Below are 25,224 nucleotides of genomic sequence, written 5' to 3' on the forward strand. Positions count from 1 at the left end.
GCCGTTCACCGCCGTGGATTCCCTTGGCCGGCCGAAACCTTTAGAGTTAAGGCATGACCGAATCGCAAACACTCATCCTCGGCTGTGCCGGGAAATCGCTCTCTCGTGAGGAAAAAAGCTTCTACCGGGGCGAAGCTCCCTGGGGTTTCATCCTGTTTGCCCGCAACGTCGCCGAGCCGGAGCAGATACGCGATCTGGTCGCCGAGATGCGCGACTGCGTCGACCGTCCTGGCGCACCGGTCTTCATAGACCAGGAGGGCGGGCGCGTGCAGCGGCTGCGGCCGCCTCTGGCGCCGAACTATCCGGCGGGCGGGGCGCTTGGCGCGCTCTATCGCGACGACGAGGAGGCGGGCCTGCGCGCCGCCTGGCTGCTTGCCCGGCTGCATGCCATCGACCTGTCGCGCTACGGTATCACCGCCGACTGCCTGCCGGTGCTCGACGTTCCGGTCGAGGGTGCCAGCGATGTCATCGGCGCACGGGCCTACGGCAAGGATCCTTCCATCGTCACCGCGCTTGGGCGCGCATCGGCCGAAGGCCTGATGGCCGGCGGGGTCATCCCGGTGATGAAACACATTCCCGGCCACGGCCGCGCTTTTGCCGACACCCATTTCGAACTGCCGACAGTGACGACTCCTCTGAGGGACCTGCGCAAGCATGATTTCGCCCCATTCCAGGCGCTCAACCATCTGCCGATCGCGATGACCGCGCATGTCATCTTCAGCGCCGTGGATCCGCACAATCCGGCCACGACGTCGGGCAGGGTCGTTGAGGAAATCATCCGCGGCGAGATCGGTTTCGACGGGCTCTTAGTGTCCGACGACACCTCCATGAAGGCACTTTCTGGGGATTTCCAGACAAAGGCCGCCTCGATCCTTGCGGCGGGCGTCGATCTGGTACTTCACTGCAATGGCGTCATGGAGGAAATGGTCGCTATCGCTTCGCGGGCAAGGCCGCTGGAAGGCAAGGCGCTGGAGCGGGCCAACCGGGCGCTTGCCTCGGTCAGCGGCCACGATGGCAAGGACGAGACGGAACTGCGCGCCGAGTTCGGACAATATTTCGAGGCGGTCGCATAACCTGCATGGAGTGAAAACGAGGCAAGGTGGCGGAGACAGAAGACAAAAAAGCGGGGAAGGCCGCACCGATGGATCGTCTCTGGGCCGAGAATGACGATTCACGCGGTGTCAGCGAGCCCTCGCTTGTCGTCGATGTCACCGGTTTCGAAGGCCCGCTCGATCTCCTGCTGCATCTGGCGCGCACCCAGAAAGTCGACCTGGCGCGCATCTCGATCCTGGCGCTGGCCGAGCAGTATCTGATTTTTGTCGAGCAGGCTCGGGCGCTGCGGCTGGAACTTGCCGCCGACTACCTCGTCATGGCCGCCTGGCTCGCCTATCTCAAATCCAAGCTTCTGATCCCCAAGCAGGCCGGCGACGAGGGCGAAAGCGGCGAAGAACTGGCCGCCGTGCTGCAATTCCGGCTGAAGCGGCTAGAGGCAATGCGCGATGCCGCCGCCCGCCTGGTCAACCGCAACCGGCTCGGTCGCGACGTGTTTGCGCGCGGCATGCCCGAACTGGTCATCGTCGAGAAGCGCAATGAATATTCGGCGAGCCTCTACGACCTCCTGACTGCCTACGCCTCGCAGCGCCAGCGCCAGGCCATCACCAACGTTTTGATCGCCAAGCGCGGTGTCTGGTCGTTGAAGCAGGCGCGCGAGGTTCTCGGCCGCATGATCGGCGAATTCAAGGATTGGACCGCGCTCGACAGCTTCCTGATCAAGTATCTCTCCAGCCCGGAAGATCGCGCGACGGCCCTTGCCAGCTCCTTTGCCGCTTCACTGGAAATGGTACGGGAAGGCCAGATCGAAATCCGCCAGCACGAGGCGTTCGCGCCGCTCTACATGCGCAACCGGCTTGAGAAGCCGAAAGCCATCGAGGTGACAGCATGAGCGACAGCCGCAACGCGGCGGTGATCCCCTTCGTTATCGACGAGGAGGCCGACGGCGACATGCACGACGACAATCCCGCCGAACGGCTGTTCCTTGCCGAAGCCGTCCGCATGGCGGAAGCGCTGGTCTTTGCCAGTGCCGAGCCGATTTCGGAAAAACAGCTTGCCGGCCGCCTTCCGGATGGCATCAGCATCCCGGCGGTCATGCTGGAACTACAGAAGATCTACGAGAAGCGCGGCGTCAATCTGGTCCATGTCGGCGACGGCTGGGCCTTCCGCACCGCCGGCGACCTTGCCTTCCTGATGAGCCGGGATACGGTGCAGCAGAAGAAACTCTCCCGCGCCGCCCTCGAAGTTCTGGCCATCATCGCCTACCACCAGCCGGTAACCCGTGCCGAGATCGAGGATATCCGCGGCGTCGAGACTTCCAAGGGCACGCTGGATACGCTGCTGGAGACCGAGTGGGTGAGAATGCGCGGTCGCCGCAAGACGCCCGGCAGGCCGGTCACCTACGGCACCACCGAAAAGTTCCTCGATCATTTCCAGCTCGAGGAGATCCGCGATCTGCCGGGTATGGAAGAGTTAAAGGGGGCAGGGCTGTTGTCCACGCGCATGCCCTCGAACTTCTCGATGCCGGTGCCGCCCTCCGATCCCGATGCCCTGACCGACGACGAGGATCCGCTGACCGATATCGACCTAGAGGAACTCGGCCTGTTGACACCCCGCGTCGAGGATGATTGACCGGGTAAAGTTGTTCAGCGTCTGAAGGTTTTCCCTTGGCAAGGCAGGAAACGCATCCGGCATCGCGCGTCACCGCCGGCGTCACCTTCGCTGCGCGCCTGTCGTTCGAGAACATCAGCCATGCATTCGGCCCGGATACCGAGACACTGAGCGATATCAGCCTGTCGGCTGAGCCTGGTGAAGTGCTGTGCCTGCTCGGGCCGTCCGGTTCCGGCAAGACGACGCTGTTGCGGATCGCCGCGGGCATCGAGAGCCAGTCCACCGGCCGCGTTTTGATGAACGACCGCGAAATCGCAGGCCCGTCGGTGTTCTTGCCGCCAGAACAGCGCTCAATCGGCCTGGTTTTCCAGGATTTCGCGCTGTTTCCGCACTTGACCATCCTCGACAATGTTCGTTTCGGCCTCACCGCCCTCTCACGCGACGAGGCCCGGCGCGAGGCTATGATCGCTCTGTCCAGGGTCGGGCTCGAACATTATGCGTCTTCCTATCCGCACGTGCTCTCCGGCGGCGAGCAGCAGCGCGTCGCGCTCGCCCGTGCGCTGGCGCCGCGGCCCTCGGTGCTTTTGATGGACGAACCGTTTTCCGGGCTGGATTCGCGGCTGAAGGACAGCGTGCGCGCCGAAACGCTCGATATCCTGCGTCACAGCCGCGCCACCGCCATCGTTGTCACCCACGATGCCGAGGAGGCAATGCGCATGGGCGACCGCATCGCGCTTCTGAAGAACGGCCGGCTGGTGCAGATCGGCAAGGCCGAAGAGCTCTACCAGCGGCCGGCCGACCTGTTCGCGGCCGGTTTCTTTTCCGAACTCAACGTTTTTGAGGCCAAAATCCGGGGCGGCATGGCGGAAACGCCGCTCGGCAGGGTCGCAGCACCTGGGCTCGGTGAGGGGGCCATGGCCACGGTCGCTGTGCGTATGTCGGGCTTCGACGTCAGCGAAACGGAAGGCGAGGTTGCCGCGCGCATCCTGTCACGCCGCTATCTGGGTGTTGTCGAACTGCTCGATCTGGCTGTAGAGGGTTCCGAGACTTCGGTCAGGGCGCGGGTGAGGTGCGGCGCTTTGTCCACTGGCGCACGCGATATTTACCTGTCGCTTCGGAAGTCCGATGTGCTTGTGTTTGAAAGACAGACCGAAAGCGCATAAATCAACAAATGGGCGTGTTGAGATTCAGGCTGGATACATCGGCTGAACTCGATACTTAGGGAAACGGTCGAAAGAGAGACAAAATAATGGGTTCCTTTTCAATCTGGCACTGGCTCATCGTGCTTGTGGTCGTGCTGTTGCTGTTCGGGCGCGGCAAGATTCCGGAGCTGATGGGCGATATGGCCAAGGGCATCAAGAGCTTCAAGAAGGGCATGTCGGACGAGGAAGAGGCTGAAAACGCCAAAACCGTCGAGCACCGCAACGATGAGACCATCGACGCGGCGAAGCAAAAGGCGACCAAGTCCTGATTTTTTACAGGATCCTGGTGATCCCGCCGCTCTGAGCCGGAACGAAACGCATGTTTGACATCGGCTGGACCGAAATGCTGGTCATCGCGATCGTGATGATCGTCGTCGTCGGACCGAAGGATTTGCCGCGCATGCTGCGGACCTTCGGCAAGACCACGGCGAAACTCAGGTCGATGGCCGGCGATTTCCAGAAACAGTTCAACGAGGCGCTCAAGGAAGCCGAACTAGACGACGTCAAGAAATCGGTCGACGAGCTGCGCAGCCTCGATCCGCGCAACGAGGTCAGGAAGCAGCTCAACCCGTTCGAAAAGGCTGCACAGGACGTGCGGGCCGGCCTCGATTCGCTGAAGCAACCCAGCGCTCAGCCAGCCGAACCGGCCGCGCCGGACGTTCATGCGGCAGAGCCGTTGAAGAACGGCGCCACCGAAATGCCGAGCACGACCGCATCGGTCGTCAACGGTGCAACCGCATCGATCGTTGCCGGCCCGACGGCGATGCCTTCCACGGCACCGTTGTTCCCGGTCATGTCTGATCCGGTGCCTGCGGCAGTGAACAGCGAGCCGGCGAAAGCCACTGCTGCGGTCAAGGCAAAAGTCGCAGCGAAACCCGCGGCCGGTAAATCCACGGCGGCGGCGAAGGCGACACCTGCTAAGCCGGCTGCGAAATCAGCGCCCGCAAAGCCGGCGGCCAAAGTTGCCCCGGTCAAGATCGCAGCCCAGGCTGCCCCCAAGCCCGGGAAAAAGAAAGCGGGAACCGCCTCGTGAGTGCCGAAGACGACGAAATCGAAAAATCCTCGGCGCCGCTGATCGAGCATCTGATCGAGCTGCGCTCGCGGCTGATATGGGCGCTCGGCGGCTTCTTCGTCGCCTTCCTCGTCTGCTTCTATTTCGCCAAACAGTTGTTCAACCTGCTGGTCATCCCATTCAAATGGGCGGTCCATTGGGCAGGCCTCGCCAACCAGAAGGTCGAGTTGATCTATACCGCGCCGCAGGAGTTCTTCTTCACGCAGGTGAAGCTGGCAATGTTCGGCGGCCTGATCATCGCCTTTCCGCTGATCGCCGCGCAGCTCTACAAATTTGTGGCGCCCGGCCTCTACAAGAACGAGCGCGCCGCCTTCCTGCCCTTCCTCATCGCGTCGCCGGTCCTGTTCCTGATGGGCGCCTCGCTGGTCTATTTCTTCTTCACGCCCATGGTTATGTGGTTCTTCCTCGCCATGCAGCAGACCGGCCCCGGCAGCGACGTGCAGATCTCGCTTTTGCCGAAGGTCTCGGAATATCTCAGCCTCATCATGACGCTGATCTTCTCGTTCGGCCTGGTCTTCCAGCTGCCGGTCGTGACGACCCTGATGGCGCGCGTCGGGCTTCTGACCTCGCAGGGGCTCAAGGACAAGCGCAAATGGGCGATCGTGATTGCCTTCATTGTCGCCGCGGTGCTTACGCCGCCTGATCCGGTCAGCCAGATCGGCCTCGCCATCCCCACCATCCTGCTCTACGAGGTTTCCATCTGGACGGCCCGCATGGTCGAACGCAAACGCGAGGAAGAGCGTCTCGCGGCGGAAAAGCAGGAAGAAGCCAGTTCCTCGACCACCCCGGCGACCTCGTAACCCCGGCCAGGCCTACGCGAACTTATTTTCGGGAACGCTGGCAACTTCAGCGGGTTGGGCCGGAAAGTGCGCACGCTGCTCCAGTCAAACAATCCCGCCGCCCGCCGAGGCAACGGCGGGCCGCTCAGTCGAGACTTTGGCGCGATAGCCCGCCGCCCGATAGGCAGAGACGGGATCGATGGCGCCGCCCTTTTCGAAACGCGCCATGGCCAGGATCGGCTCCACGTCGGTGCGGTAGGCGGCCTTCAGCGTTTGGGTCGCCATCAGCGCGTCGTTTGAACCTTGATAGGTCTCCAGCGCCCTGCGATCCACCAGCAGCGCCTGCGCATAAGCGCGCTGCACTTCGACCGCCGAGAGCATCAGGCTTTCGATCGGATCGGTGACGTTGTGGCTCTGGTCGAGCATGTGGGCGGGATCGAACCCCTTGGCGCCCGAAAGCTCGGCGTCGACCAGTTCGTTGAAGACGAGGAAGAGCCGGTAGGGGTCTATTGAGCCGGCGTCGAGATCATCGTCGCCATACTTCGAATCGTTGAAATGAAAGCCGCCGAGCTTGCCGAACTGGATCAGGCGGGAAACGATCATCTCGATGTTGACGTTGGGCGCATGATGGCCAAGGTCGACCAGGCAAAAGGCCTTCGGGCCAAGCTCCTGCGCGATCAGGTAATTTGTGCCCCAGTCCTGCACGACGGTCGAGTAGAAGGCCGGCTCGTACATCTTGTGTTCGGTGAACAGCCGCCAGTCATCCGGCAGTTCGGCGTAAATCTCCTGCATGGCGTCGAGATAGCGGCGAAAGGCTGTAGCGAAATTCACCTGGCCCGGAAAGTTCGACCCGTCGCCGATCCACACCGTCAGAGCCTTGGACCCGAGCGTCTTGCCGATCTCGATGCATTCGATGTTGTGCTCGACCGCCTGCTTGCGCACGGCGGCGTCGGCGTGGCTCAGCGAGCCGTATTTGTAGGAGAGCTTCTGATCCCGGGCGTCCGAAAAAGTGTTGGAATTCATGGCGTCGAAGCGCAGGCCGAAGCGTGACGCCGCCTGTTTGAGGCGTTTCGGGTCGGCCTTGTCCCAGGGGATGTGCAGCGAAACAGTCGGCGTCGCCTGGGTCAGTTGTGCGATCACCGCGCAGTCTTCGATCTTGTCGAAGATGTCGCGCGGCTCGCCGCCGCCGGGAAAACGCGCGAAGCGTGTTCCGCCGGTGCCCACGCCCCAGGAGGGGATGGCGACGCCGAATTCCGCGACCTTTTTCCTGATGTCGTCGATTGAGATGTTCCGGCGAGAGAGCTGTTCGCCAAGCGCCTCATAGTCACGCTTCAAGACCGCTTCGCGCGACGCATTCTCGCTGGCGACGATCTCAGCGGCAATCAACTGCTCCGACATTGTTCCTCCCGGTCCGGGTGCTGCGCCGCCCGTTCAGCGCGGAAAGCTCATCGCGTTGCCTGCGTCGACGTTGATGATGTTGCCGGTCGACTTGGCCGACAGCTCCGAGGCGAAGAAATAGACCGCCTCGGCGATGTCCTCCGGAAAAACAGACCGCTTCAGCATGGAGCGGGAGCGGTAATGTTCTTCCAGTTCGTCGGTCGACAATTTGTAGGCGGCGGCGCGCTGTTCCTTCCACTCTCCACTCCAGATCTTGGACCCGCGCAAAACCGCATCCGGGTTGACAACGTTGACCCTGATCTGCCCTTCCGCGCCCTCTAGCGCCAGGCAGCGTGCGAGGTGGATTTCCGCGGCCTTCGCCGTGCAGTAGGCGGCGGCATTGGGCGACGCGGCAAGCCCATTCTTCGACGCCACGAACACCACCTTGCCGCCGATCCCCTGCGCGCGAAACAGCTTGAACGCCTCGCGACTGACAAGGAAATAGCCTGTCGACAGGATGTCCATGTTCTTGTTCCAGAGCGCAAGCGTCGTCTCCTCGATTGGCGCGGACGAGGCAAGGCCGGCATTGGAAACCAGTATGTCGATGCCGCCGAACTCCACCGAAGCCTCGCCAAAGCCGGCAATCACCGCATCCTCCCTGGTGACGTCGAGCGTCACCGCGCGGACGAAATCGCTGCCTGCGGTTTTGGCAAGTTCTGCGGCGGCCGAATTCAGCGCCGCCTCGTCGATATCGGCAAGCACCACGCAGGCTCCGTCGGCGAGCAGACGGCTGGCGCTTGCCTTGCCAATACCGCCGGCGCCTCCGGTCACGAGCGCGATCTGCCCGGCAAGCGGTCTCGGCTTCGGCAGGCGTTGCAGCTTGGCTTCCTCGAGCTGCCAGTATTCGATGCCGAATGCTTCCTTTTCCGGGAGGCCCATGTAACTTGACACGGTCGAGGCGCCGCGCATCACATTGATTGCGTTGACATAGAATTCGCCGGAGATGCGAGCGGTTGCCTTGTCCTTGGCGAAGGTGATCATGCCGACGCCGGGAACGAGGTAGACGACGGCGTTGGTGTCGCGCATCGGCGGCGAATCCGCCAGCTTGCACCGCTCGTAATAGGCGGTGTGGCCCCGGCGGTAGGCCTCGATCGCGGCGGGCAAAGCCGCAAGCGTCTTTTCCACATCCGGTTGCGCCGGGTCGAACTCGATCACCAGCGGGCTGATCTTGGTGCGCAGGAAATGGTCGGGACAGCTGGTGCCAAGGGCCGCGAGTTTTCGAACATCCTTCGAGCCGACAAACTCAAGCACCGCTTCCTGGTCGTCGAAATGCCCGACCTTGTACTCCGAGGCCGAGATCATGCCCCGGATCGCCGGCATCAGTTTCGAGGCGATGGCACGGCGTGTTTCGGCCGGCAGCGCTTTCACCGCCTCGCCGCCGAAAATCGTCTTGCCGCGCGTCTCGGCCTCGAACCATGCGATCGCGCGGTTGATGACGCGGACCGTCGTTTCGTAGCACTCCCTGGCGGTGTCGGCCCATGTGAAGAGACCATGGCTTTCGAGCACGACGCCGACCGCATCGGGGTTTTCGCGAGCGAATTTTTCCAGCCAGAGGCCGAGTTCGAAGCCCGGCCGCTTCCATGGCAGCCAGCCAATCTCGCCGCCGTAGATCTTCTGCGTCAGTTCCTTGCTGTTTTTCGAAGCGGCAATCGCGATCACCGCGTCCGGATGCATATGGTCGACATGTTTCTTCGGCACATAAGCGTGCAGGGGCGTGTCGATCGAGGCGGCGCGCGGGTTGAGGTTGAAGGTGCAATGCGGCAGATAGCCGACCATCTCATCTTCGTGCTCGACGCCCCGGTAGAGTTTTTTCAGCGCTTCGAGCTTTTCCATGTAAAGCGTGGCGAAGCCGTCGAGCTTGATCGTACCAACGTCGCCGCCGGAGCCTTTGACCCAAAGCACCTCGACGCTTTCGCCGGTCAGCGGATCGGTTTCCATTGCCTTGGCCGACGTATTGCCGCCGCCATAATTGGTGATGCGCTTGTCCGAGCCAAGCAGGTTCGAACGGTAAAGAAGCCGCTCCGCTTCAGTCATCGCGGCAGCTTTTCCATCATTCCAAAGATTGGAGAGGCGCGAAGCGGTTCGCGTTTCAGGCATGACAGGCATCCTCCCGTGTGCGGCGAAGCCGGCACGTATTTTGGTGTTAAGCCTCGCATGATCGTTTCCAAAGTGTCAATCAGAAACGATCAAGAGCAATCATATTGCATCGCACAATGAATTAATCTGATCGAACTTGATTGACATTGCGCAAAGCTGCCGCCTAGATTGCAAGGCTGGGAGGAGAGATGCACGAGAAAGAGCGCCACAGGATCATTCTGTCCGCCGTCCAGGAAAAACCTGTTGCGACGGTGGCGGAGCTGGTCGAACTGACGGACTCTTCCGAGGCAACGATCCGACGCGATATCGCTGCCCTCCATCTGCAGAAGCGCCTGCGCCGTGTGCGCGGTGGCGCTGAATCGATCACGCCGCCCCAGTTCATGGGCATTGCTGGCCGCCCCTTCAGCGTCAACGAAACGCTGCATCAGGCGGAAAAGCGCGCCATCGCCAGGGAAGCGGTCGAACTGTGCCGGGACGGCGAGCCGATCATCATCAATGGCGGCACCACAACCTTCCAGATGGTGCATTTCCTGTCGAACCGGCGGATGACGATTTTCACAAATTCGTTCCCGATCGCCGATCACCTGCTGAAGCATTCGAAGAACACCGTGATGCTCTCCGGCGGCGTCATCTACCGAGAGCAGAACGTCATCCTCTCGCCGTTCGAGAATGACGTCACGCGCAACTTCTACGCCAAGCGCATGTTCATGGGCGCGCAGGGCCTCAGCCCGCTCGGCCTGATGGAAGGCGATCCGCTTCTGATCCAGGCCGAGCAGAAGCTTATCGACCAGGCCGACGAGTTGGTCGTGCTGATCGATTCATCGAAATTCCGGCAGCGCTCGAGCCTCATCCTGTGCCGCCTGTCGCGCATCGCGACGGTGGTGACGGACGCCGGCATCGAGGATCGCGATGCGAAGATGCTGGAAGAAGCGGGCGTGAAATTGGTCGTTGCGGCTGCTGCGTCGGCGACGCAGGATAAGCAGGCCCGGCAGGGCTGAGGAGCCGGACGCATGGAGGAATGCCATGACGGAATGCATGAGGAGGCAGTCCGTCGCGGTAAAGCAGATCGTTTCCGCGGCAGGAAAATGCCAGCGGGCGGTTAGGCCGGCAAGCGCCGGCCTGGGGAAGTGAAAAGAAGATTGGGAGGTGAATTGCCATGAAGACTACGCGTCGCACTCTTTTGAAACTTGCCGGCGGAACGGTGTTCGTCGCCGCCGCTCCAGCGATCCTGACGCGGCCGGCGCGCGCCGCCGACAAGCGCATCGCCATGATCGTCAAGAATCTCGGCAACAGCTACTTTGACGCCTGCGCCAACGGCGCCAAGGAAGCCGCCAAGGAACTCGGCGGCATCGAGATCATCTACACCGCTTCAGCCAAGCCGACCGCCGAAGAGCAGATCGCGGTGATTGACGCGCAGATCGCGCAGAAAGTCGACGGCATCATCGTTTCGGCCAACGACGCCGACGCCTTGGTGCCGGTCGGCAAGAAGGCGATGGAACGCGGCATCAAGGTGATCAGCTTCGACAGCGCCATCGCGCCTGCCGGCCGCATCGTCCATCTGTCCGCGTCGTCGACCCCGCTCATCGGCGCCAAGCAGGTGCAGATGATCGCCAAGACGCTCGGCGGCAAGGGCGAAGTGGCCATTCTTTCGGCTGCCTCCACCATGACCAATCAGAATTCCTGGATCGAGGCCATGAAGGAGGAGTGGAAGAAGCCGGAATACAAGGATATGCCGCTGGTGGCGACCGTCTATGGCGACGACCAGGATGACAAGAGCTACCGCGAGATGCAGGGCCTGGTGAAGGCGCATCCGAACCTGAAAGGCGTGATCTCGCCGACCACCATCGGCATCCGCTCCGGCGCCAAGGCTATCGTCGACGGCGGCCTGACCGGCAAGGTCTTCATCACGGGTCTCGGCCTGCCTTCTGAAATGAAGGACTACGTGCTTGCCGGGGCCTGCGATTCCTTCGCGATCTGGAACCCTGTCGAGTATGGCTACTCCTCGACCATGATCATGGCCGACATCCTCAGCGGCAAGGACACCGCCGAGGGTGCAAAGCTCTCGATGGGCAAGAAGGGCGAGACGACGGTGGGCAAGGATGGCGAGGCCGTGATGGGCGAGCCATTCGAGTTCAACAAGACCAACGTCGAAGAGTTCGCGAAAATCTTCTAGGCCGCTGCGCCTGGAAGCGTGAATGGTCATGACCGGGTGCTTTTCCGGTCATGACTGTAACCGAGTGTCTGAATTCGCCGGATTGCCGTGTCTCAGCCCATTCTCACCCTTTCCGGCCTTTCGAAGAGCTTTCCCGGCGTCAGGGCGCTGCACGATGTCAGCCTTTCGCTTCGACCGGGAAGCGTCACCGCCATTCTGGGCGAAAACGGCGCCGGCAAGTCCACGATCGTCAAAGTTCTGACCGGCATATACCGCCCGAGCGATGGCGAAATTCGCGTCCGCGGTGAACTGAAATCGTTTTCCTCGCCGCGCGATGCATGGGCGGCCGGCATTGCCGCAATCCATCAGGAAACGGTGATGTTCGACGAGCTTTCGGTGGCCGAGAACATTTTCATGGGCCATATGCCGACGGGCCCGGCGCGTTTCGTCGACTGGAGCGAGATGCATGCCAGGGCGGCAGCCCTTCTGAAGCGCATCGACGCCGCGATACCTCCCGAATTCAAGCTTAAGCGCCTCTCGGTCGCGCAGAAGCACCTGGTGGAAATCGCCCGTGCGCTCTCCCATGAGGCTCAGGTCGTCATCATGGACGAACCGACCGCCGCTCTCTCGGCCAACGAGATTGACGACCTTTTCCGCATCGTCGCGCAATTGAAGGCGGAAGGCCGCGCTGTCCTGTTTATCTCCCACAAGTTCGATGAAATCTTCCGCATAGCCGATGATTTCGTCTGCCTGCGCGATGGCGAGAAAGTGGGCGAGGGCGCAATAGCCTCCGTTACCGAGCCGCAGTTGGTGCGCATGATGGTGGGGCGTCCCGTCGATCAAGTGTTCCCCAAGCGCGACGTTGCCATTGGAGACGTCGTCCTGTCGGTCGCGGGCCTTTCCAATGCGACGGAATATGCCGATGTTTCCTTCGATCTGCGCAAGGGCGAGATCCTGGGTCTCTATGGCCTTGTCGGCGCTGGCCGCACCGAAGCCATGCAGGGCTTGTTCGGCATCACGCCGAAGACGCGCGGCACCGTTACGCTGGAGGGCAGGAGATTGTCGATCGGCGCTCCGTCCGACGCCATAACGGCCGGCATTTCCTACGTTCCGGAAGACCGCCAGGAACAGGGTGCGATCGTGTCGCTTGGCATCCGCGAGAACGTGACCCTGGCCAATCTGTCGAAATATATCCGTGGCCTGTTCCTGTCCCGCACGTCCGAGCAAGCGGAAACGCGTCGCCTCGGCAAGCGCCTTGCCGTGAAGGCGGCAAATTGGGAGCAGAAGCTGGCTGAGCTTTCCGGCGGCAACCAGCAGAAGGTGGTGATCGCCAAATGGCTCGCCACGCGGCCGAAAGTGATCGTGCTCGACGAGCCGACCAAAGGCATCGATGTCGGCTCCAAGGCGGCTGTGCATGATTTCATCGGCGAACTGGCGAGCGAGGGGCTCGCGGTCGTTTTGATCACGTCGGAACTCCCGGAGGTGATGGGCCTTGCCGATCGGGTTCTGGTCATGAAGGAGGGCCGGGTCGTCGATGCCTTCAAACGAGGCCAATGGAGCGCCGAGGCGATCGTGGGCGCCGCCACTGGCGCCGCGAAGGAGGCCGCGTGAAGGGCCTGTTCAACTATCGCGAGCTGATCCTGGCGTCGATCCTCTTGGTTGGCATCGCGGCGATCGGCGCCTATCAGCCGGCTTTCCTGCGCTGGGGCAACATCAGCGACATGCTGACCGAGACGTCGGTGCTGTTCATGATGGCATTGGCGCAGATGGTGGTCATCCTGACGCGCGGCATCGACCTGTCAGTCGCGGCCAATCTCGCCCTGTCGGGCATGCTCGCCGCTCTCGTCAGCCAGTATTATCCCGAGATACCGCTCGTCCTGATGATCCTCACCGGCGTTGTCTGCGGCCTTATCCTTGGTCTTTTCAACGGGCTCCTGATAGCCTTTCTCGGCATCCCGCCCATTGTCATGACGCTCGGCACGTTGGCCATTTTCCGCGGCCTCATCATCATCATCGCCGGCGGCGACCAGGTGAACGCATCGGAGATGGGTGCGGCTTTCCAGGCGTTTCCGAAGCAGATATTCCTCGGCCTTGCCAGCCCGGTGTGGATAGCCATCGCCGTATCACTGCTGTTCTGGATATTCCTCAACTACACCCGGGCCGGACGCGGGCTCTACGCCGTCGGCGGCAATCCGGTTGCAGCGCGTTATTGTGGCATCGACCAGCGCCGGCAGGAACTGCTTGCCTACGTCATCTCCGGCGCGGTCGCCGGCCTGTGCGGCTATCTCTGGGTGGCCCGCTACGGCGTCGCTTATTCGGAGATCGCCAGCGGCTATGAACTGACCGTTATCGCTGCCTGCGTCATCGGCGGCGTATCGATCGGCGGTGGTGTCGGCTCGGTCGCCGGCACGCTGCTCGGCGCGCTGTTCCTCGGCATCGTCATGACCGCGCTTCCCGTCCTGCAGATATCCCCGTTCTGGCAGATGGCCATCTCCGGCGCCGTGATCCTCGCCGCAGTCGTCATCAACGCGCGGGCTGAACGCCGGCCGGACAAGCTCATATTGCCCGAAGCAAGGCGCTTGAGGCGGGTATGAACATGGACACGCCCGTGCCACCCGTGGACCGTTACATCGTTCTCGATGCGCCGCCGCGCCGCCTGCGCGACGTGCTTTTGCGCTGGGAAGTCATTCTCGTCATCCTGCTGGTCGCGACAATCGTGGTGAACACGATCGTCTCGCCTTACTTCCTCGATGTCTTCAATCTTGCCGACGCGACGTTCAATTTTTCCGAAAAGGCCATCATCGCGCTCGCCATGGCGCTGCTGATCCTGGTGCGCGAGATCGACCTGTCGGTCGCCGCCATCGTCGCGCTAGCCGCCATGGGCATCGGTTATGCAGCCGAAGCCGGCTTCGGTCCCGTCGGGCTGTTTGCCACCGGCATCGGCATCGGGCTTCTGTGCGGCGCCTTCAACGGCATGCTTGTCACCTGGTTCAGCCTGCCTTCCATCGTCGTCACCATCGGCACCATGTCGCTGTTTCGCGGCATCACGCAGGTGATACTCGGCGATCAGGCCAAGACGAAATATCCGCAGGAATTCCTCGACCTCGGCCAGAGCTATTTCATCAAGATGAAAGAGACGGGCATCTCCTGGCTGTTTGTGCCGCCGGTGCCGTTGTCGTTCCTGATTTTCCTGGTGCTTGCCGTGCTGTTCGGGCTTGTCCTCCACAAGACGGCGGTAGGGCGCCAGCTCTTCGCCATCGGCTCGAATCCCGTTGCCGCCCGTTTCTCCGGCATCCCCGTCGATAAGCTCCGCTTCCTGCTTTTTGTAGTTTCCGGCATGCTGTCGGGCCTTGCCGGCGCACTGCTTACCGCGCGCCTCGGCTCCATGCGCTCCAACATCGGCGTCGGCTGGGAACTCGACATCGTCACCATGGTCATCCTCGGTGGCGTCTCGATCGCCGGCGGCGTCGGCTCCATTCTTGGCGTGGTGCTTGCGGTGCTGGTGCTCGGCCTCGTCACTTTCGGCATGTCGCTAAACAATATCCCGGGCCAGGTGGTCAGTGTCTACATCGGCGCGCTGCTGATCGCCGTCATCGCCATCCCGCGCATCCTCGACAAGGTGCGCGTGCGCCCGATCCGGTGAGCCATGGAGAAATACGCCTTCAAGATGAAATTGCTTCCTGGCCGCAAGGCCGAATACAGGAAGCGGCACGACGCGATTTTTCCGGAACTCGTGGCGCTGCTCAGGGATGCGGGCATTTCCGATTATTCCATCCATCTCGACGAAGAGACGAATACGCTGTTTGCTGTCCTGTGGCGGCGTGACGGCCACACGATGGACGACCTGCCCAACCATGCCGTGATGAAGCGCTGGTGGGCTCACATGGCCGACATCATGGAGACGAAGCCGGACAACGAGCCGGTGGCCGTGCCGCTCGAAACCGTCTTCCACATGAAATGACCCGCTACGTCGCCGTCATCGACATCGGCAAGACCAATGCCAAGGTGGCATTGGTCGATCTGGGAGAGATGCGGGAAATCGCGATGCGCACGCGGCCGAATTCAGTGCTGCGCGACGGACCATACCCGCATTTCGATGTCGAGGCTCTGTGGGATTTCGTTCTCGGCGGTCTCGCGGGTGTCCGGCGCGAACACCCCGTCGACGCGATTTCGGTGACGACGCACGGCGCTACCGCAGCACTGCTCGATGCGCAGGGAAACCTGGCGCTTCCCGTGCTCGATTACGAACACACCGGCCCCGATACGCTGGCTGCCGAATACGCTGCGGTTCGCCCGTCGTTCGAGGAAACCGGCTCGCCGCGCCTGCCTGCGGGGCTCAATGTCGGGGCGCAGATATTCTGGCAGGCGAAGACATTTCCGCGCGCGTTCGCCGGCGTAGCCTCTATCGTCATGTATGCGCAGTACTGGTCGCATCGCCTGTCGGGCGTGCTTGCCAACGAAGTGACGTCGCTTGGCTGCCACACCGATCTCTGGAACCCGGCGGCTTGCGAATATTCCTCGCTCGTCAGTGGGCAGGGCTGGCGCGCGCTGATGGCGCCGGTTCGTCCTGCCCGTCACAGGCTTGGTTCCGTTCTTCCCGAAATAGCGAAAAAGACAGGGTTAGCGCCTGGCACGCCGGTCCATTGCGGCATTCACGATTCCAACGCGTCGCTGCTGCCGCACCTGCTCTCGCGCGCAAAACCGTTCGCGGTCGTGTCTACCGGAACCTGGGTGGTGTCGATGGCGGTCGGGGGCAGGCCGGTGAGCCTCGATCCCACGCGCGACACGCTCATCAACGTGAATGCTCTCGGCGATCCCGTGCCCTCAGCCCGCTTCATGGGCGGGCGGGAATTCGAAACGTTGATGAACGGACGCTCCACGCATTGGGAGGAAGCTGATCTGCGGGAAGTGCTGAGCAGCGGCGTTATGCTCTTACCCGCCGTTCAGCGAGGATCGGGTCCTTTCGGCACGTTGAAGGCACATTGGGCTCCGAGCGAGCCGCAGGCCGACGCAAAGCGAGCCGTCGCGGCTTCCTTCTACCTCGCGCTGATGACCGCGACCTGCCTCGACCTCATCGGCGCCGACGGGCCGACGGTCGTCGAGGGGCCCTTCGCCAGGAATGCAGCATTCGTGCGCATGCTTGCCGCCGCCACGCGTCGCCCGGCAGTGGCTGACGCCGCCGCCGCCACCGGCACAAGCGTCGGCGCGGCACTTCTGGCGGCACCCGAGGGCTTCCCGGTCATGCCCTCACATTCCGCCAGCCGCCTCGATCCGGAAGACTGGAGCGACTACGTGGAGCGTTGGAGGTCAGCAGTCGGCGAGATGGCTCATCCCCAATAGACAGGGGGGTACGGGCTCTCTTGTCCAAGTCCGGCGAATAAATTCGGAAACAGGCGCGCGCCGCTTGATCGGGGCGGCGCAATTGGCTACGGGAGTGGTGTCGGTTTCCGCAAGGAAATAACAGGGAATTCGGCGCGGCCCACACTGGCTGCGAAACGAAACTGCCCCCGCAACTGTAGACGGTGAGTCCGGTCTCGAATCACGCCACTGGGGGATTGCCCCCGGGAAGGCCGAGAGGATGACGACCCGTCAGTCAGGAGACCTACCGACACCTGTAACTTAACGCGCCGGGCGGGGTGTCCGGGGAAGGTTGTCGATGTCGTTAGCCACACCTGAGGTGCAGCCGCCTAATGTCCTTTGGGACATGGGTTCGATCATTGCCGTCCTGGCCCGTTTCCTCCGATCCACGCCAACAACCGATCGGAGTTATTCGGGTCATGACCGTCTTCCGCCTCGCACTGGCTGCCGCCAGTTTCACACTTCTCGTCACCGCGGCTGATGCCGAGCCGACGAAATATCCGCTGACGCTGCAGAACTGTGGCGAAACCATCAGTTTCGAAAAAGCACCGGCAACGACCGTGACGGTCGGTCAGGCGGCAACAGAGGTGCTGTATTCGCTCGGGCTGGGCGACAAGGTCACCGGCACCTCGGTCTGGTTCAACGAGGTGCTGCCTGAATTCAAGGCTGTCAACGACAAGGTCGAGCGGCTGGCGGACAACGATCCGAGCTTCGAGAGCGTCGTCGCCAAGCGGCCTGGCCTCGTCGCCGTGCAGTTCGTTTGGCATGTCGGCCCGGAAGGGATCGTCGCCACGCGCACGCAATTCCACGATGTGGGCATTCCGACATATGTGCTGCCCGCCGACTGCGTGGCCAAGGACAACACGGTCGGCAGCGACGGCACCCGCAGCGCGCTGTTCTCGACCGAAAGCATCCATCAGGGCGTGCGTGAACTGGCCACCATTTTCGATGTCCAGGACAAGGGCGAAGCACTCGTCGCCGACCTGAAGAAGCGTGAAGCCGCTGCTGTCGAACGGGCGAGGGCGCTCAACCCTAGGGATGTGTCCGCGGTGTTCTGGTTTTCCAGCCCGGAGAAGGACATCGATCCCTATGTGGCGGGCCGCAAAGGAGCGCCGGCCTACATGATGGACAAGCTCGGCATTCGAAACATCATCGAGTCGGATGAAGAATGGCCGGTGGTCGGCTGGGAGACGATCGCGAAAGCCAATCCCACGCTCATCGTGATCGCAAAAATGGACCGGCGCCGTTATCCCGCCGATGACCACGAGAAGAAGCTGGAGTTCCTCAAGAGCGATCCCGTCGCCAGCCAGATGGACGCGGTCAAGAATGGGCGCATCGTCGTCATGGATGCGCATGCAATGGACGCCACGATCCGCACCATTTCCGGAATCGAGGTTCTCGCCGACGCGCTCGATAAGTCCGGCCAGGCAAAATGAGCCTTGCGGCGATCCGGCATCACAACGTCTCCCGGCTTGGCCGGGGGACGATTGCGCTCGCCCTGCTTGCGGTGGCGGTTCTGGCGGGAGCTTGCATCGGGGAAACACCCATATCTGTGGCGGTCGCACTCCAGACGCTCGCGAACAAGATTTTTGGCGCTGCCTATCCGCTTGATCCGATCGAGGCCGGCATCATCTGGAATTACCGGCTGCCACGCGCCATCGTCGCGGCCTGCTGCGGGGCAGGGCTGGCGATATCTGGGCTGGTGCTCCAATCCCTGCTGCGCAACGCCCTGGCCGATCCCTATCTGCTCGGTATTTCCGCTGGCGCCTCCACCGGCGCGGTGGCTGTCACCATCGCAGGGCTCGGGGCGGGTGTGGTCTCGCTCTCGCTCGGTGCATTCGCGGGCGCCGTGACGGCTTTCCTGCTGGTTGCGATGCTGGCGCGCGCTGCCGGCGGCGGCGTCACCCTGCACGGCACCGGACAGATCGTGCTTGCCGGTATTGCCGGATCGCAGCTTTTCAACGCGCTGACCTCTTTCATCATCACGAAGTCCGCCAATGCCGAGCAGGCGCGCGGCATCATGTTCTGGCTGCTCGGAAACCTCAGCGGCGCGCGCTGGCCGGATGTGTGGCTGGCCATGCCGGTTGTCCTCCTGGGGCTCGTCGCCTGCATCTGGCATGCGCGGGCGCTCGATGCATTTGCCTTCGGTGCGGAGTCTGCCGCCTCGCTGGGCGTTCCCGTTCGCGCCGTGCAGGTTATGTTGATTGGGGCCACGGCATTGGTAACCGCCGTCATGGTGAGCATCGTCGGCTCCATCGGTTTCGTCGGCCTCGTCATCCCGCACGCCGCCCGCTTCCTGGTCGGGGTGCGCCACGGCCGGCTGGTGCCGGCGACCGCGCTCATCGGCGCGGCATTCCTGATTGCCGCCGACATCCTTTCGCGCACCATGATTGCCGGTCAGGTGCTGCCGATCGGCGTCATCACAGCTTTGGTCGGCGCGCCGGCCTTCGCGCTGGTTCTCATTCGGGGGCGGCGCGCACGATGATCATGCAAACAAGAAATCTCGGTTGGTCCGCGCGGGGCCTTCCGATCGTCGAGGCAATCGACCTCGATGTTATCGCGGGCGAAACACTTGGACTGGTCGGCCCCAACGGTTCGGGAAAGTCGACCTTGCTGAAGTTGCTGGCCGGCATCCGCAAGCCGAGCAGCGGGTCGGTCGCCGTAAAGGGCAGGCCGCTGGCCGCAATGCGGCGTCGCGAAGCGGCGCAATCCATAGCCTTTCTGGAGCAGCATGCCGAGACGTCCGAGGCAATCACGGTGCGCGACGCGGTCGAACTTGGCCGCACGCCCTGGCTGACCGCGCTGCAGCCATGGTCCCACAAGGACGAATCGATCGTCGCGCAGTCCCTGGCCGACGTCGACATGGCGGGGTTTGGACAGCGCTCCTGGGCGACGCTCTCCGGCGGTGAGCGTCAGCGCGTCCACCTCGCGCGCGCCCTGGCGCAATGCCCGGAAATCCTTCTTCTGGACGAGCCGACCAACCACCTTGACGTCCACCATCAGCTTTCCATACTCGAACTGGTCGCCCGGCTGCCGGTAACTTCGATCGTTGCGCTGCACGACCTCAACCAGGCATTAGCCTGTGACCGTGTTGGCGTTCTGGCCCGCGGCAGGCTCGTCGCACTCGGTGCTCCACATGAGGTGCTGACCGTCGAGCGCCTGCACGCGGTTTTCGGCGTGCGCGCAAGCATCGTCACCGATCCGGCCGACGGCGCCCGGCTTTTCCGGTTTCATGCCCTGCAATGAAGGGTAGCCGCGCGCACGGGGTTCCCTGCGGCTCACCCGTCGGCCAATATCCTGTGGGACCGCGGCACCGAGGCGCTTCCCATCTATCGCACGCAACCCGACGGCCCCGATCACGAGAATACGCTGGCCAAGGCTGTGTTTCATGTCGGCGCGAATTCGCTCAAATGGCTGGTCTACGACCGTGCCGGCGATGCATCACGCCTCGCGATGGACGAGGCGCGTGCGGAGCAGCGACCGATCGATTGATCTTGGCGGGTCGCCGGATCGGTCTCCTGATCATAGATCACCAAGCTTGGGACTCGAGCCGTCGTGCCATTTACCCGGAAAAACCTGTACGCCTGGTCCGTGGGGCGTCCTCTCGTTTACCTGCAGCCCACAGTACCCATGGCGTCTCGGTTCCGATCGCGGTACAGGATGGGCGGCAACGTAGTACCCCAGTTGGGAAAGAGCGCGAAGTCGTCGAAGTTGGAAAATTTGGCGCTGCCAGGATCGAACGTAAGTCATAGACTAGAAGAAGATGAGCAATTACCAGGACTTCAAGCTCGCCATTGCCCCGATGATGGATTGGACCGACCGTCATTGCCGGTTCTTCCATCGCCAGCTGACGCGGCGTGCGCTGCTCTACACCGAGATGGTGGTGGTCGATGCAGTCATCCATGGCGCCCGCGATCGCTTGCTCGGCTTCGACGTGGCCGAACATCCGGTGGCGTTACAGCTCGGCGGGTCCGATCCGGCCAAGCTTGCCGAGGCCGCGCGCATCGGCGAGACGTTCGGCTATGACGAGATCAACCTGAACGTCGGCTGCCCGTCCGACCGCGTGCAGTCCGGCACGTTCGGCGCCTGCCTGATGAAGACACCGGATCTCGTTGCCGAAGGTGTGGCGGCGATGAAGGCTGCGGTGGCAAAAATCCCGGTCACCGTCAAATGCCGCATCGGCGTCGACGACCAGGATCCCGAAATCGCGCTCGACGAACTGTCGGACAAGGTTTTCGCAGCAGGGGCGGATGCCCTATGGGTGCATGCACGCAAAGCCTGGCTGGAAGGCCTCTCGCCGAAGGAAAACCGTGACATCCCGCCGCTCGACTACGATCGGGTCTATAGGCTGAAGAATAAAAATCCAAACCGCTTCATAGGGATAAACGGCGGCATTCAAACGCTTGATGAGGCAGTTGCGCATCTTCGCCACACCGATGGCGCGATGCTCGGCCGTGCAGCCTACCACACGCCCGGCATCCTGGTGCAGGCCGATTCCCGCCTCTACGGAGACGCGGCCGAGCCGGTCGATTTTGCCGGCGTGATCGACGCGATGGCAGGTTACGCGGCGCGCCACATCGAACGGGGCGGGCGGCTTGCCCATGTCACCCGCCATATGGTGGGGCTGTTCCACGGCCTGCCCGGCGCCCGTCGTTACCGGCAGATACTCTCGACCGACGCATCGCGGCCCGGCGCCGGGCCGGAGGTCTTGCATGCCGCCTTCGCGACGGTCGACCTCTCATCCCTCCGCGCTGCCGCCTGACCTTCGCTGGATAAACCCCGGCTTGTCGCGGGCCGTCCTTCGGCCCGCACGATTGTCGCTTGCCAATCGAATAAGTATTCACTTATATGTTTGGCATGATGGAATCGGAAATCTTTCGCGCGCTGGCTGATCCGACACGCCGCGCGGTGTTTGAAAGCCTGGCGACGGGCGAGAAGAGCGTTGGCGAGCTGAAGTCGGGTTTCGACATCTCGCAGCCGGCCGTGTCGCAGCATCTGGCCGCCTTGCGCAAGGCTGGGCTTGTGGAGGAGCGGCGCGAAGGCCGTCACGCTTTCTATTCCATCAGCCCGACGGGTTTGCAGCCCTTGGCCGGCTGGGTCGACCGCTACCGCGGCTTCTGGCCGGCGAAGATCGACAAGCTCAAGGATGTTCTGAAGGAGATGGACCAATGACCGACGTTGAAACGACGGTGAAGGCTCCGGCGCAAGAGCAGGAGATCGCCTTCGAATACGAGCTTCCCGAAGCTCCCGAAAAGGTTTGGCGGGCGCTCACCGTGCCGGAACTCGTCGCGGCATGGCTGATGCCCAACGATCTCAAACCGGAGCAGGGCGCCCGCTTCACGTTCAGCGGCAGGCCGGGCGAGGGCGGTGAGGTCGAATGCGAAGTGCTGGACATCGAGCCGCAACGGCTGATCCGCTATTCCTGGCGCGACGAAGATCAGCGCCGCAATTCGCTTGATTCCACCGTCACTTTCGAACTGGTGCGCACCGAGGCCGGCGGCACGCATCTGCGCATTGCGCACAGTGTCCTGCCGCGCGCCGAGGTCGGCAAGCCGGTACTGATGTCGGCTGCCAATTCGAACCGTCCAACCATAATGCTGCGCGCCGCATGAGCGGTTCGAGCCAGGAGATATTCCGATGAACAATCTTGTCCCGATGGTGATCGAGCAGTCGAGCCGCGGCGAGCGGTCCTTCGACATCTTCTCGCGGCTTTTGCGCGAGCGCATCATCTTTCTCAACGGCCCCATCGACGACAACGTTTCGGCGCTGGTCTGCGCGCAGCTTCTGTCGCTGGAATCCGACAATCCGAAGAAGGAAATCGCGCTCTACATCAACTCGCCGGGCGGCGCGGTCACCAGCGGCTTCGCCATCTACGACACGATGCAGTACATATCGAGCCCGATCTCGACGGTGTGCATGGGCACGGCGCGCTCGATGGCGTCGTTCCTGTTGATGGCCGGCACGCCGGGGCTGCGCATCGCGCTGCCCAATTCCGATGTCGTGCTGCACCAGCCGCTGGGTGGGTTTCAGGGCCAGGCTTCGGACATAACGCGGCATGCCGACAACGTCGCCAGGACCAAGCGGCGGATGATCGAGCTTTACGCGCGGCATTGCGGCCAGACGCTCGAGGAAGTCGAGCGGGTGCTCGACCGCGATTACTTCATGAGCGCCGAGGAGGCGCGCGATTGGGGCATCGTCGACCACATCTACGAACGCCGCAACATCAACGCGCCACTGGCGCTGCCGGCCGGCGGAATGCCCGGACTGATGGCGCCGGACATCCCAAACAAGATCGGAAACTAGTCGCGAAGAATCATCCTGTCGCCGCGCACGTCGAAGCCGGACAGCGTGCCGATGAAATTCATGCCGAGCAGCGTCTGGTCGAGCGCATTGCTTTCGGCGACCAGCATCGGCACGCGGCGGCGCACGATGGCGCCGATGGAAATCTCGTCGGCGGTCACCTGCGCGGCGCGCGCCATGCCGTTGGCCGTAGAGACCGGAATGGTGAAACTGAGCTTCGACGTGTCGAAGCCGGCGCGCCGCGCGTCGGCGGCAGTCAGCACGGTCGAGGTGGCGCCGGTATCGACCAGCACGTTTATTGCTGCGCCGTTGATGACGGCGCGTGTGCCGAAATGGCCGTTCGAAAGCTTGTCCAGCATGACGGTGTGGTTGCCATCGCTGTCGGTGATCGACAGCGGGCTGCCCGGCACCAGCCCGGCGGTGACGCGGCTGGCGAAATCCTGCAATTCGTAGCGGTACTGGTAGCCGGCGATGAACACCAGGATCAAAAGCATCCACAGCGCCAGGCTGCGGGCGACGTAGCCGAGACGCATGCCCGACCCCAGTATGCCAGCCGCCACGACGGCTCCCCAGACGCCGAGATAGAGCGTCTGGCCGAAGGCATCGTTGCTCATGCCGAAGGTCTCGCCGCTGGAATCGTTGACGATGAGCAGGATCAGCCCGCCGCCCAGCACCGCAAGAATGATCCAGAGAGAGCGGCCCATGCTAGCCGGCGACACCGCGTTCGCGCGCCATGCGGGTGCGGCGCGTTTCCCGGCGCGGCCTGCGCTCGACCGTCTCCAGCCGCGCCGGCAGCACGGCCATCACCTCGCGGCGCATTTCCGGCGTCATGCCGATCCAGCCGGCGATCTCGTCACGCGTGCGGCCGCAGCCGAAACAATAGCCGGTCTTCATGTCGACGGAGCAGACAAGGATGCAGGGTGATTCGATGGCCGTCATGGCGATCCCATTTTCGCTCATCCCACATGGTGCAGCCGCAAAGCCAATGCAAGCCCCTTCGAATTCGCCGGGAATAGCCGCGTCTGCGCCACACGATTTTCAAGCCTATGTGATTGTGTGCAGCGACAAGCGCGTCTATGCGCAACAATATGGTTTGAATTATCCGCGCCGAGGCGCCGGCACAGGTGGACAGCAGATGACAAGCGGCCTCCCATTCGACGATTTTCGCAATCTGCTGGCCCGTCTCGACGGGCCGAACGAGGAAGCGGCCGCACGGGTCCGCGCGCTCTACGCGCGAACCGGCAAGCCGAAGGGATCGCTTGGGCGGCTGGAGGACATCGCCGAGTGGCTGGCGTCATGGACCGGCAAGGCGCCGCCCGTGGTCAGCCGGCCTCTGGTGGCGATCTTTGCCGGCAACCACGGTGTCGCCCGCCACGACATCTCGCCGCGCTCGGCGGCGACCACCGCCCAGATGGTCGAGCTCACCGCGGCCGGTGGAGCTGCGATCAACCAGTTCTGCATCGCCTCCGATCTCGGCCTGAAAGTCTTCGACCTGGCGCTTGACCTGCCCACCGCCGACATCACCGAGGATGCAGCGCTCGACGAGCGCAGCTGCGCCGCCACCATGGCGTTCGGCATGGAGGCGGTTGCCGGCAACATCGATCTGCTTTGCATCGGCGATCTCGGCGTCGGCAACACGACCGTTGCGGCGGCATTGTTCGCGGCGCTGCTTGGCGGCAACGGCGCCGAATGGGTCGGGTCCGGCTCCGGCGCCGACAACACGATGATTGAACGCAAGGCGGCCGTCGTCGACCGTGCGCTGGCCCTGCACGCAAATCACCTGAAAGACCCGTTGGAAGCGCTGCGCCGCGTTGGCGGCCGTGAATTCGCGGCGATCGCCGGGGCCATCCTCGCGGCGCGCATGCAGAAAGTGCCGGTGGTTCTCGACGGTTTCGCTACGACGGCCGCTGCGGCCGTGCTTCACGCGGCAAATCCGGCCGCACTCGACCATTGCGTTCTGGCGCATCTTTCAGCCGAGACTGGCCATGGCCGTGCCGCCGAAAGGCTTGGCCTGCGCCCCATCCTCGACCTCAAGCTGCATCACGGCGAGGGCACCGGGGCTGCGCTTGCCGCAGGCATCGTGAAGGCGGCGGCGCTGTCGCTGTCGGGGATGTCGGAAGCCGTCCGCTAAAACATGTCGCGCAGGCGCGGGAAGCGAATTTAAAA

The 25,224-nt window shown here is 62.9% G+C and carries 26 protein-coding genes and 1 riboswitch; of the genes, 22 read left to right on the forward strand and 4 right to left on the reverse strand.

What is annotated here, in order from left to right; translation table 11 throughout:
• The first annotated feature begins 53 nt into the window (after nucleotides 1-53).
• From nagZ to tatC, 7 genes are all read left to right on the forward strand, one after another.
• A complete protein-coding gene (nagZ, locus tag F3H98_RS10890) occupies nucleotides 54-1,073 on the forward strand; it encodes a beta-N-acetylhexosaminidase (RefSeq protein ID WP_149760165.1) in 1,020 nt (339 codons plus the stop codon).
• A 68-nt stretch (nucleotides 1,074-1,141) separates the two neighbouring features.
• Entirely contained in the window at nucleotides 1,142-1,942 is an 801-nt protein-coding gene (locus F3H98_RS10895) for a segregation and condensation protein A (protein ID WP_149760166.1), read from the forward strand.
• Nucleotides 1,939-2,682: an SMC-Scp complex subunit ScpB gene (gene scpB / locus F3H98_RS10900; RefSeq protein ID WP_149760167.1), complete on the forward strand. Its 744-nt coding sequence runs from the start codon at nucleotides 1,939-1,941 to the stop codon at nucleotides 2,680-2,682. The genes F3H98_RS10895 and scpB overlap by 4 nt, the downstream gene beginning before the upstream one ends.
• Nucleotides 2,683-2,717: 35 nt before the next feature.
• Nucleotides 2,718-3,824 carry an ABC transporter ATP-binding protein gene (locus F3H98_RS10905; RefSeq protein WP_149760168.1) on the forward strand — a complete coding sequence of 369 codons (1,107 nt, stop codon included), beginning with the start codon at nucleotides 2,718-2,720 and terminating at the stop codon, nucleotides 3,822-3,824.
• Between the two features lie 86 nt (nucleotides 3,825-3,910).
• Complete coding sequence (locus F3H98_RS10910; RefSeq protein ID WP_149760169.1) at nucleotides 3,911-4,132, forward strand: twin-arginine translocase TatA/TatE family subunit; 222 nt, start codon at nucleotides 3,911-3,913, stop codon at nucleotides 4,130-4,132.
• 50 nt (nucleotides 4,133-4,182) lie between these two features.
• Nucleotides 4,183-4,896 (forward strand): Sec-independent protein translocase protein TatB, encoded by a 714-nt coding sequence (tatB, locus tag F3H98_RS10915; protein ID WP_149760170.1) that lies wholly within the window; start codon nucleotides 4,183-4,185, stop codon nucleotides 4,894-4,896.
• Complete coding sequence (gene tatC, locus F3H98_RS10920) at nucleotides 4,893-5,735, forward strand: twin-arginine translocase subunit TatC (protein ID WP_149760171.1); 843 nt, start codon at nucleotides 4,893-4,895, stop codon at nucleotides 5,733-5,735. Before tatB ends, tatC begins: the two co-directional genes overlap by 4 nt.
• An 84-nt stretch (nucleotides 5,736-5,819) precedes the next feature.
• Here the strand turns inward: tatC and rhaI are convergent, their stop codons facing one another.
• A complete protein-coding gene (gene rhaI, locus F3H98_RS10925; protein WP_149760172.1) occupies nucleotides 5,820-7,112 on the reverse strand; it encodes an L-rhamnose catabolism isomerase in 1,293 nt (430 codons plus the stop codon).
• 33 nt (nucleotides 7,113-7,145) lie between these two features.
• Complete coding sequence (locus F3H98_RS10930; RefSeq protein ID WP_149760173.1) at nucleotides 7,146-9,248, reverse strand: bifunctional rhamnulose-1-phosphate aldolase/short-chain dehydrogenase; 2,103 nt, start codon at nucleotides 9,246-9,248, stop codon at nucleotides 7,146-7,148.
• A 188-nt stretch (nucleotides 9,249-9,436) separates the two neighbouring features.
• On the opposite strand from F3H98_RS10930, the gene F3H98_RS10935 reads away from it, so the two are divergent.
• The 14 genes from F3H98_RS10935 to F3H98_RS11000 all read left to right on the forward strand — a co-directional run bounded on the left by F3H98_RS10935 (nucleotide 9,437) and on the right by F3H98_RS11000 (nucleotide 23,061).
• Nucleotides 9,437-10,246 carry a DeoR/GlpR family DNA-binding transcription regulator gene (locus F3H98_RS10935; RefSeq protein ID WP_149760174.1) on the forward strand — a complete coding sequence of 270 codons (810 nt, stop codon included), beginning with the start codon at nucleotides 9,437-9,439 and terminating at the stop codon, nucleotides 10,244-10,246.
• Between the two features lie 158 nt (nucleotides 10,247-10,404).
• A complete protein-coding gene (rhaS, locus tag F3H98_RS10940) occupies nucleotides 10,405-11,421 on the forward strand; it encodes a rhamnose ABC transporter substrate-binding protein (protein WP_149760175.1) in 1,017 nt (338 codons plus the stop codon).
• 87 nt (nucleotides 11,422-11,508) lie between these two features.
• Entirely contained in the window at nucleotides 11,509-13,011 is a 1,503-nt protein-coding gene (locus tag F3H98_RS10945) for a sugar ABC transporter ATP-binding protein (protein WP_244621668.1), read from the forward strand.
• Nucleotides 13,008-13,994 (forward strand): ABC transporter permease, encoded by a 987-nt coding sequence (locus tag F3H98_RS10950; protein ID WP_149760177.1) that lies wholly within the window; start codon nucleotides 13,008-13,010, stop codon nucleotides 13,992-13,994. The genes F3H98_RS10945 and F3H98_RS10950 overlap by 4 nt, the downstream gene beginning before the upstream one ends.
• A 2-nt stretch (nucleotides 13,995-13,996) precedes the next feature.
• Nucleotides 13,997-15,043: an ABC transporter permease gene (locus F3H98_RS10955; protein ID WP_149760178.1), complete on the forward strand. Its 1,047-nt coding sequence runs from the start codon at nucleotides 13,997-13,999 to the stop codon at nucleotides 15,041-15,043.
• A gap of 3 nt (nucleotides 15,044-15,046) precedes the next feature.
• A complete protein-coding gene (rhaM, locus tag F3H98_RS10960; RefSeq protein ID WP_149760179.1) occupies nucleotides 15,047-15,361 on the forward strand; it encodes an L-rhamnose mutarotase in 315 nt (104 codons plus the stop codon).
• Nucleotides 15,358-16,740 carry an FGGY-family carbohydrate kinase gene (locus F3H98_RS10965; RefSeq protein WP_149760180.1) on the forward strand — a complete coding sequence of 461 codons (1,383 nt, stop codon included), beginning with the start codon at nucleotides 15,358-15,360 and terminating at the stop codon, nucleotides 16,738-16,740. The genes rhaM and F3H98_RS10965 overlap by 4 nt, the downstream gene beginning before the upstream one ends.
• 84 nt (nucleotides 16,741-16,824) lie before the next feature.
• Nucleotides 16,825-17,024: riboswitch (cobalamin riboswitch) on the forward strand.
• Nucleotides 17,025-17,177: 153 nt separating this feature from the next.
• Nucleotides 17,178-18,194: an ABC transporter substrate-binding protein gene (locus F3H98_RS10970; protein ID WP_149760181.1), complete on the forward strand. Its 1,017-nt coding sequence runs from the start codon at nucleotides 17,178-17,180 to the stop codon at nucleotides 18,192-18,194.
• Nucleotides 18,191-19,243, forward strand: a complete 1,053-nt coding sequence (locus F3H98_RS10975) for a FecCD family ABC transporter permease (RefSeq protein WP_149760182.1) — start codon at nucleotides 18,191-18,193, stop codon at nucleotides 19,241-19,243. Before F3H98_RS10970 ends, F3H98_RS10975 begins: the two co-directional genes overlap by 4 nt.
• Complete coding sequence (locus F3H98_RS10980; RefSeq protein WP_149760183.1) at nucleotides 19,240-20,004, forward strand: ABC transporter ATP-binding protein; 765 nt, start codon at nucleotides 19,240-19,242, stop codon at nucleotides 20,002-20,004. Before F3H98_RS10975 ends, F3H98_RS10980 begins: the two co-directional genes overlap by 4 nt.
• Nucleotides 20,005-20,521: 517 nt before the next feature.
• On the forward strand, nucleotides 20,522-21,520 hold the full coding sequence (gene dusA / locus F3H98_RS10985; protein ID WP_149760184.1) for a tRNA dihydrouridine(20/20a) synthase DusA: 999 nt from the start codon (nucleotides 20,522-20,524) through the stop codon (nucleotides 21,518-21,520).
• A 95-nt stretch (nucleotides 21,521-21,615) separates the two neighbouring features.
• On the forward strand, nucleotides 21,616-21,930 hold the full coding sequence (locus tag F3H98_RS10990; RefSeq protein ID WP_149760185.1) for an ArsR/SmtB family transcription factor: 315 nt from the start codon (nucleotides 21,616-21,618) through the stop codon (nucleotides 21,928-21,930).
• Nucleotides 21,927-22,370 carry an SRPBCC family protein gene (locus F3H98_RS10995; RefSeq protein ID WP_149760186.1) on the forward strand — a complete coding sequence of 148 codons (444 nt, stop codon included), beginning with the start codon at nucleotides 21,927-21,929 and terminating at the stop codon, nucleotides 22,368-22,370. Before F3H98_RS10990 ends, F3H98_RS10995 begins: the two co-directional genes overlap by 4 nt.
• A 25-nt stretch (nucleotides 22,371-22,395) precedes the next feature.
• Complete coding sequence (locus F3H98_RS11000) at nucleotides 22,396-23,061, forward strand: ATP-dependent Clp protease proteolytic subunit (RefSeq protein ID WP_149760187.1); 666 nt, start codon at nucleotides 22,396-22,398, stop codon at nucleotides 23,059-23,061.
• On the opposite strand, the gene F3H98_RS11005 is transcribed toward F3H98_RS11000, so the two are convergent.
• Nucleotides 23,058-23,762 carry a TIGR02281 family clan AA aspartic protease gene (locus F3H98_RS11005; protein WP_149760188.1) on the reverse strand — a complete coding sequence of 235 codons (705 nt, stop codon included), beginning with the start codon at nucleotides 23,760-23,762 and terminating at the stop codon, nucleotides 23,058-23,060. The two genes, F3H98_RS11000 and F3H98_RS11005, sit on opposite strands and share 4 nt — an antisense overlap.
• Before the next feature lies 1 nt (nucleotide 23,763).
• Complete coding sequence (locus tag F3H98_RS11010; RefSeq protein ID WP_149760189.1) at nucleotides 23,764-23,997, reverse strand: DUF1289 domain-containing protein; 234 nt, start codon at nucleotides 23,995-23,997, stop codon at nucleotides 23,764-23,766.
• A gap of 196 nt (nucleotides 23,998-24,193) precedes the next feature.
• On the opposite strand from F3H98_RS11010, the gene F3H98_RS11015 reads away from it, so the two are divergent.
• Complete coding sequence (locus tag F3H98_RS11015; RefSeq protein WP_149760190.1) at nucleotides 24,194-25,189, forward strand: nicotinate-nucleotide--dimethylbenzimidazole phosphoribosyltransferase; 996 nt, start codon at nucleotides 24,194-24,196, stop codon at nucleotides 25,187-25,189.
• Nucleotides 25,190-25,224 lie beyond the last annotated feature (35 nt).

The sequence above is a fragment of the Neomesorhizobium albiziae genome (assembly GCF_900114255.1).
Taxonomy (GTDB): Bacteria; Pseudomonadota; Alphaproteobacteria; order Rhizobiales; family Rhizobiaceae; genus Neomesorhizobium; species Neomesorhizobium albiziae.

Coding starts and splice junctions, on each gene's coding strand:
- nagZ (WP_149760165.1), top strand. CDS start 54: ATGACCGAATCGCAAACACTCATCCTCGGCTGTGCCGGGAAATCGCTC.
- F3H98_RS10895 (WP_149760166.1), top strand. CDS start 1,142: ATGGATCGTCTCTGGGCCGAGAATGACGATTCACGCGGTGTCAGCGAG.
- scpB (WP_149760167.1), top strand. CDS start 1,939: ATGAGCGACAGCCGCAACGCGGCGGTGATCCCCTTCGTTATCGACGAG.
- F3H98_RS10910 (WP_149760169.1), top strand. CDS start 3,911: ATGGGTTCCTTTTCAATCTGGCACTGGCTCATCGTGCTTGTGGTCGTG.
- tatB (WP_149760170.1), top strand. CDS start 4,183: ATGTTTGACATCGGCTGGACCGAAATGCTGGTCATCGCGATCGTGATG.
- rhaI (WP_149760172.1), bottom strand. CDS start 7,112: ATGTCGGAGCAGTTGATTGCCGCTGAGATCGTCGCCAGCGAGAATGCG.
- F3H98_RS10930 (WP_149760173.1), bottom strand. CDS start 9,248: ATGCCTGAAACGCGAACCGCTTCGCGCCTCTCCAATCTTTGGAATGAT.
- F3H98_RS10935 (WP_149760174.1), top strand. CDS start 9,437: ATGCACGAGAAAGAGCGCCACAGGATCATTCTGTCCGCCGTCCAGGAA.
- rhaS (WP_149760175.1), top strand. CDS start 10,405: ATGAAGACTACGCGTCGCACTCTTTTGAAACTTGCCGGCGGAACGGTG.
- F3H98_RS10955 (WP_149760178.1), top strand. CDS start 13,997: ATGGACACGCCCGTGCCACCCGTGGACCGTTACATCGTTCTCGATGCG.
- rhaM (WP_149760179.1), top strand. CDS start 15,047: ATGGAGAAATACGCCTTCAAGATGAAATTGCTTCCTGGCCGCAAGGCC.
- F3H98_RS10965 (WP_149760180.1), top strand. CDS start 15,358: ATGACCCGCTACGTCGCCGTCATCGACATCGGCAAGACCAATGCCAAG.
- F3H98_RS10970 (WP_149760181.1), top strand. CDS start 17,178: ATGACCGTCTTCCGCCTCGCACTGGCTGCCGCCAGTTTCACACTTCTC.
- F3H98_RS10975 (WP_149760182.1), top strand. CDS start 18,191: ATGAGCCTTGCGGCGATCCGGCATCACAACGTCTCCCGGCTTGGCCGG.
- F3H98_RS10980 (WP_149760183.1), top strand. CDS start 19,240: ATGATCATGCAAACAAGAAATCTCGGTTGGTCCGCGCGGGGCCTTCCG.
- dusA (WP_149760184.1), top strand. CDS start 20,522: ATGAGCAATTACCAGGACTTCAAGCTCGCCATTGCCCCGATGATGGAT.
- F3H98_RS10990 (WP_149760185.1), top strand. CDS start 21,616: ATGATGGAATCGGAAATCTTTCGCGCGCTGGCTGATCCGACACGCCGC.
- F3H98_RS10995 (WP_149760186.1), top strand. CDS start 21,927: ATGACCGACGTTGAAACGACGGTGAAGGCTCCGGCGCAAGAGCAGGAG.
- F3H98_RS11000 (WP_149760187.1), top strand. CDS start 22,396: ATGAACAATCTTGTCCCGATGGTGATCGAGCAGTCGAGCCGCGGCGAG.
- F3H98_RS11005 (WP_149760188.1), bottom strand. CDS start 23,762: ATGGGCCGCTCTCTCTGGATCATTCTTGCGGTGCTGGGCGGCGGGCTG.
- F3H98_RS11010 (WP_149760189.1), bottom strand. CDS start 23,997: ATGACGGCCATCGAATCACCCTGCATCCTTGTCTGCTCCGTCGACATG.
- F3H98_RS11015 (WP_149760190.1), top strand. CDS start 24,194: ATGACAAGCGGCCTCCCATTCGACGATTTTCGCAATCTGCTGGCCCGT.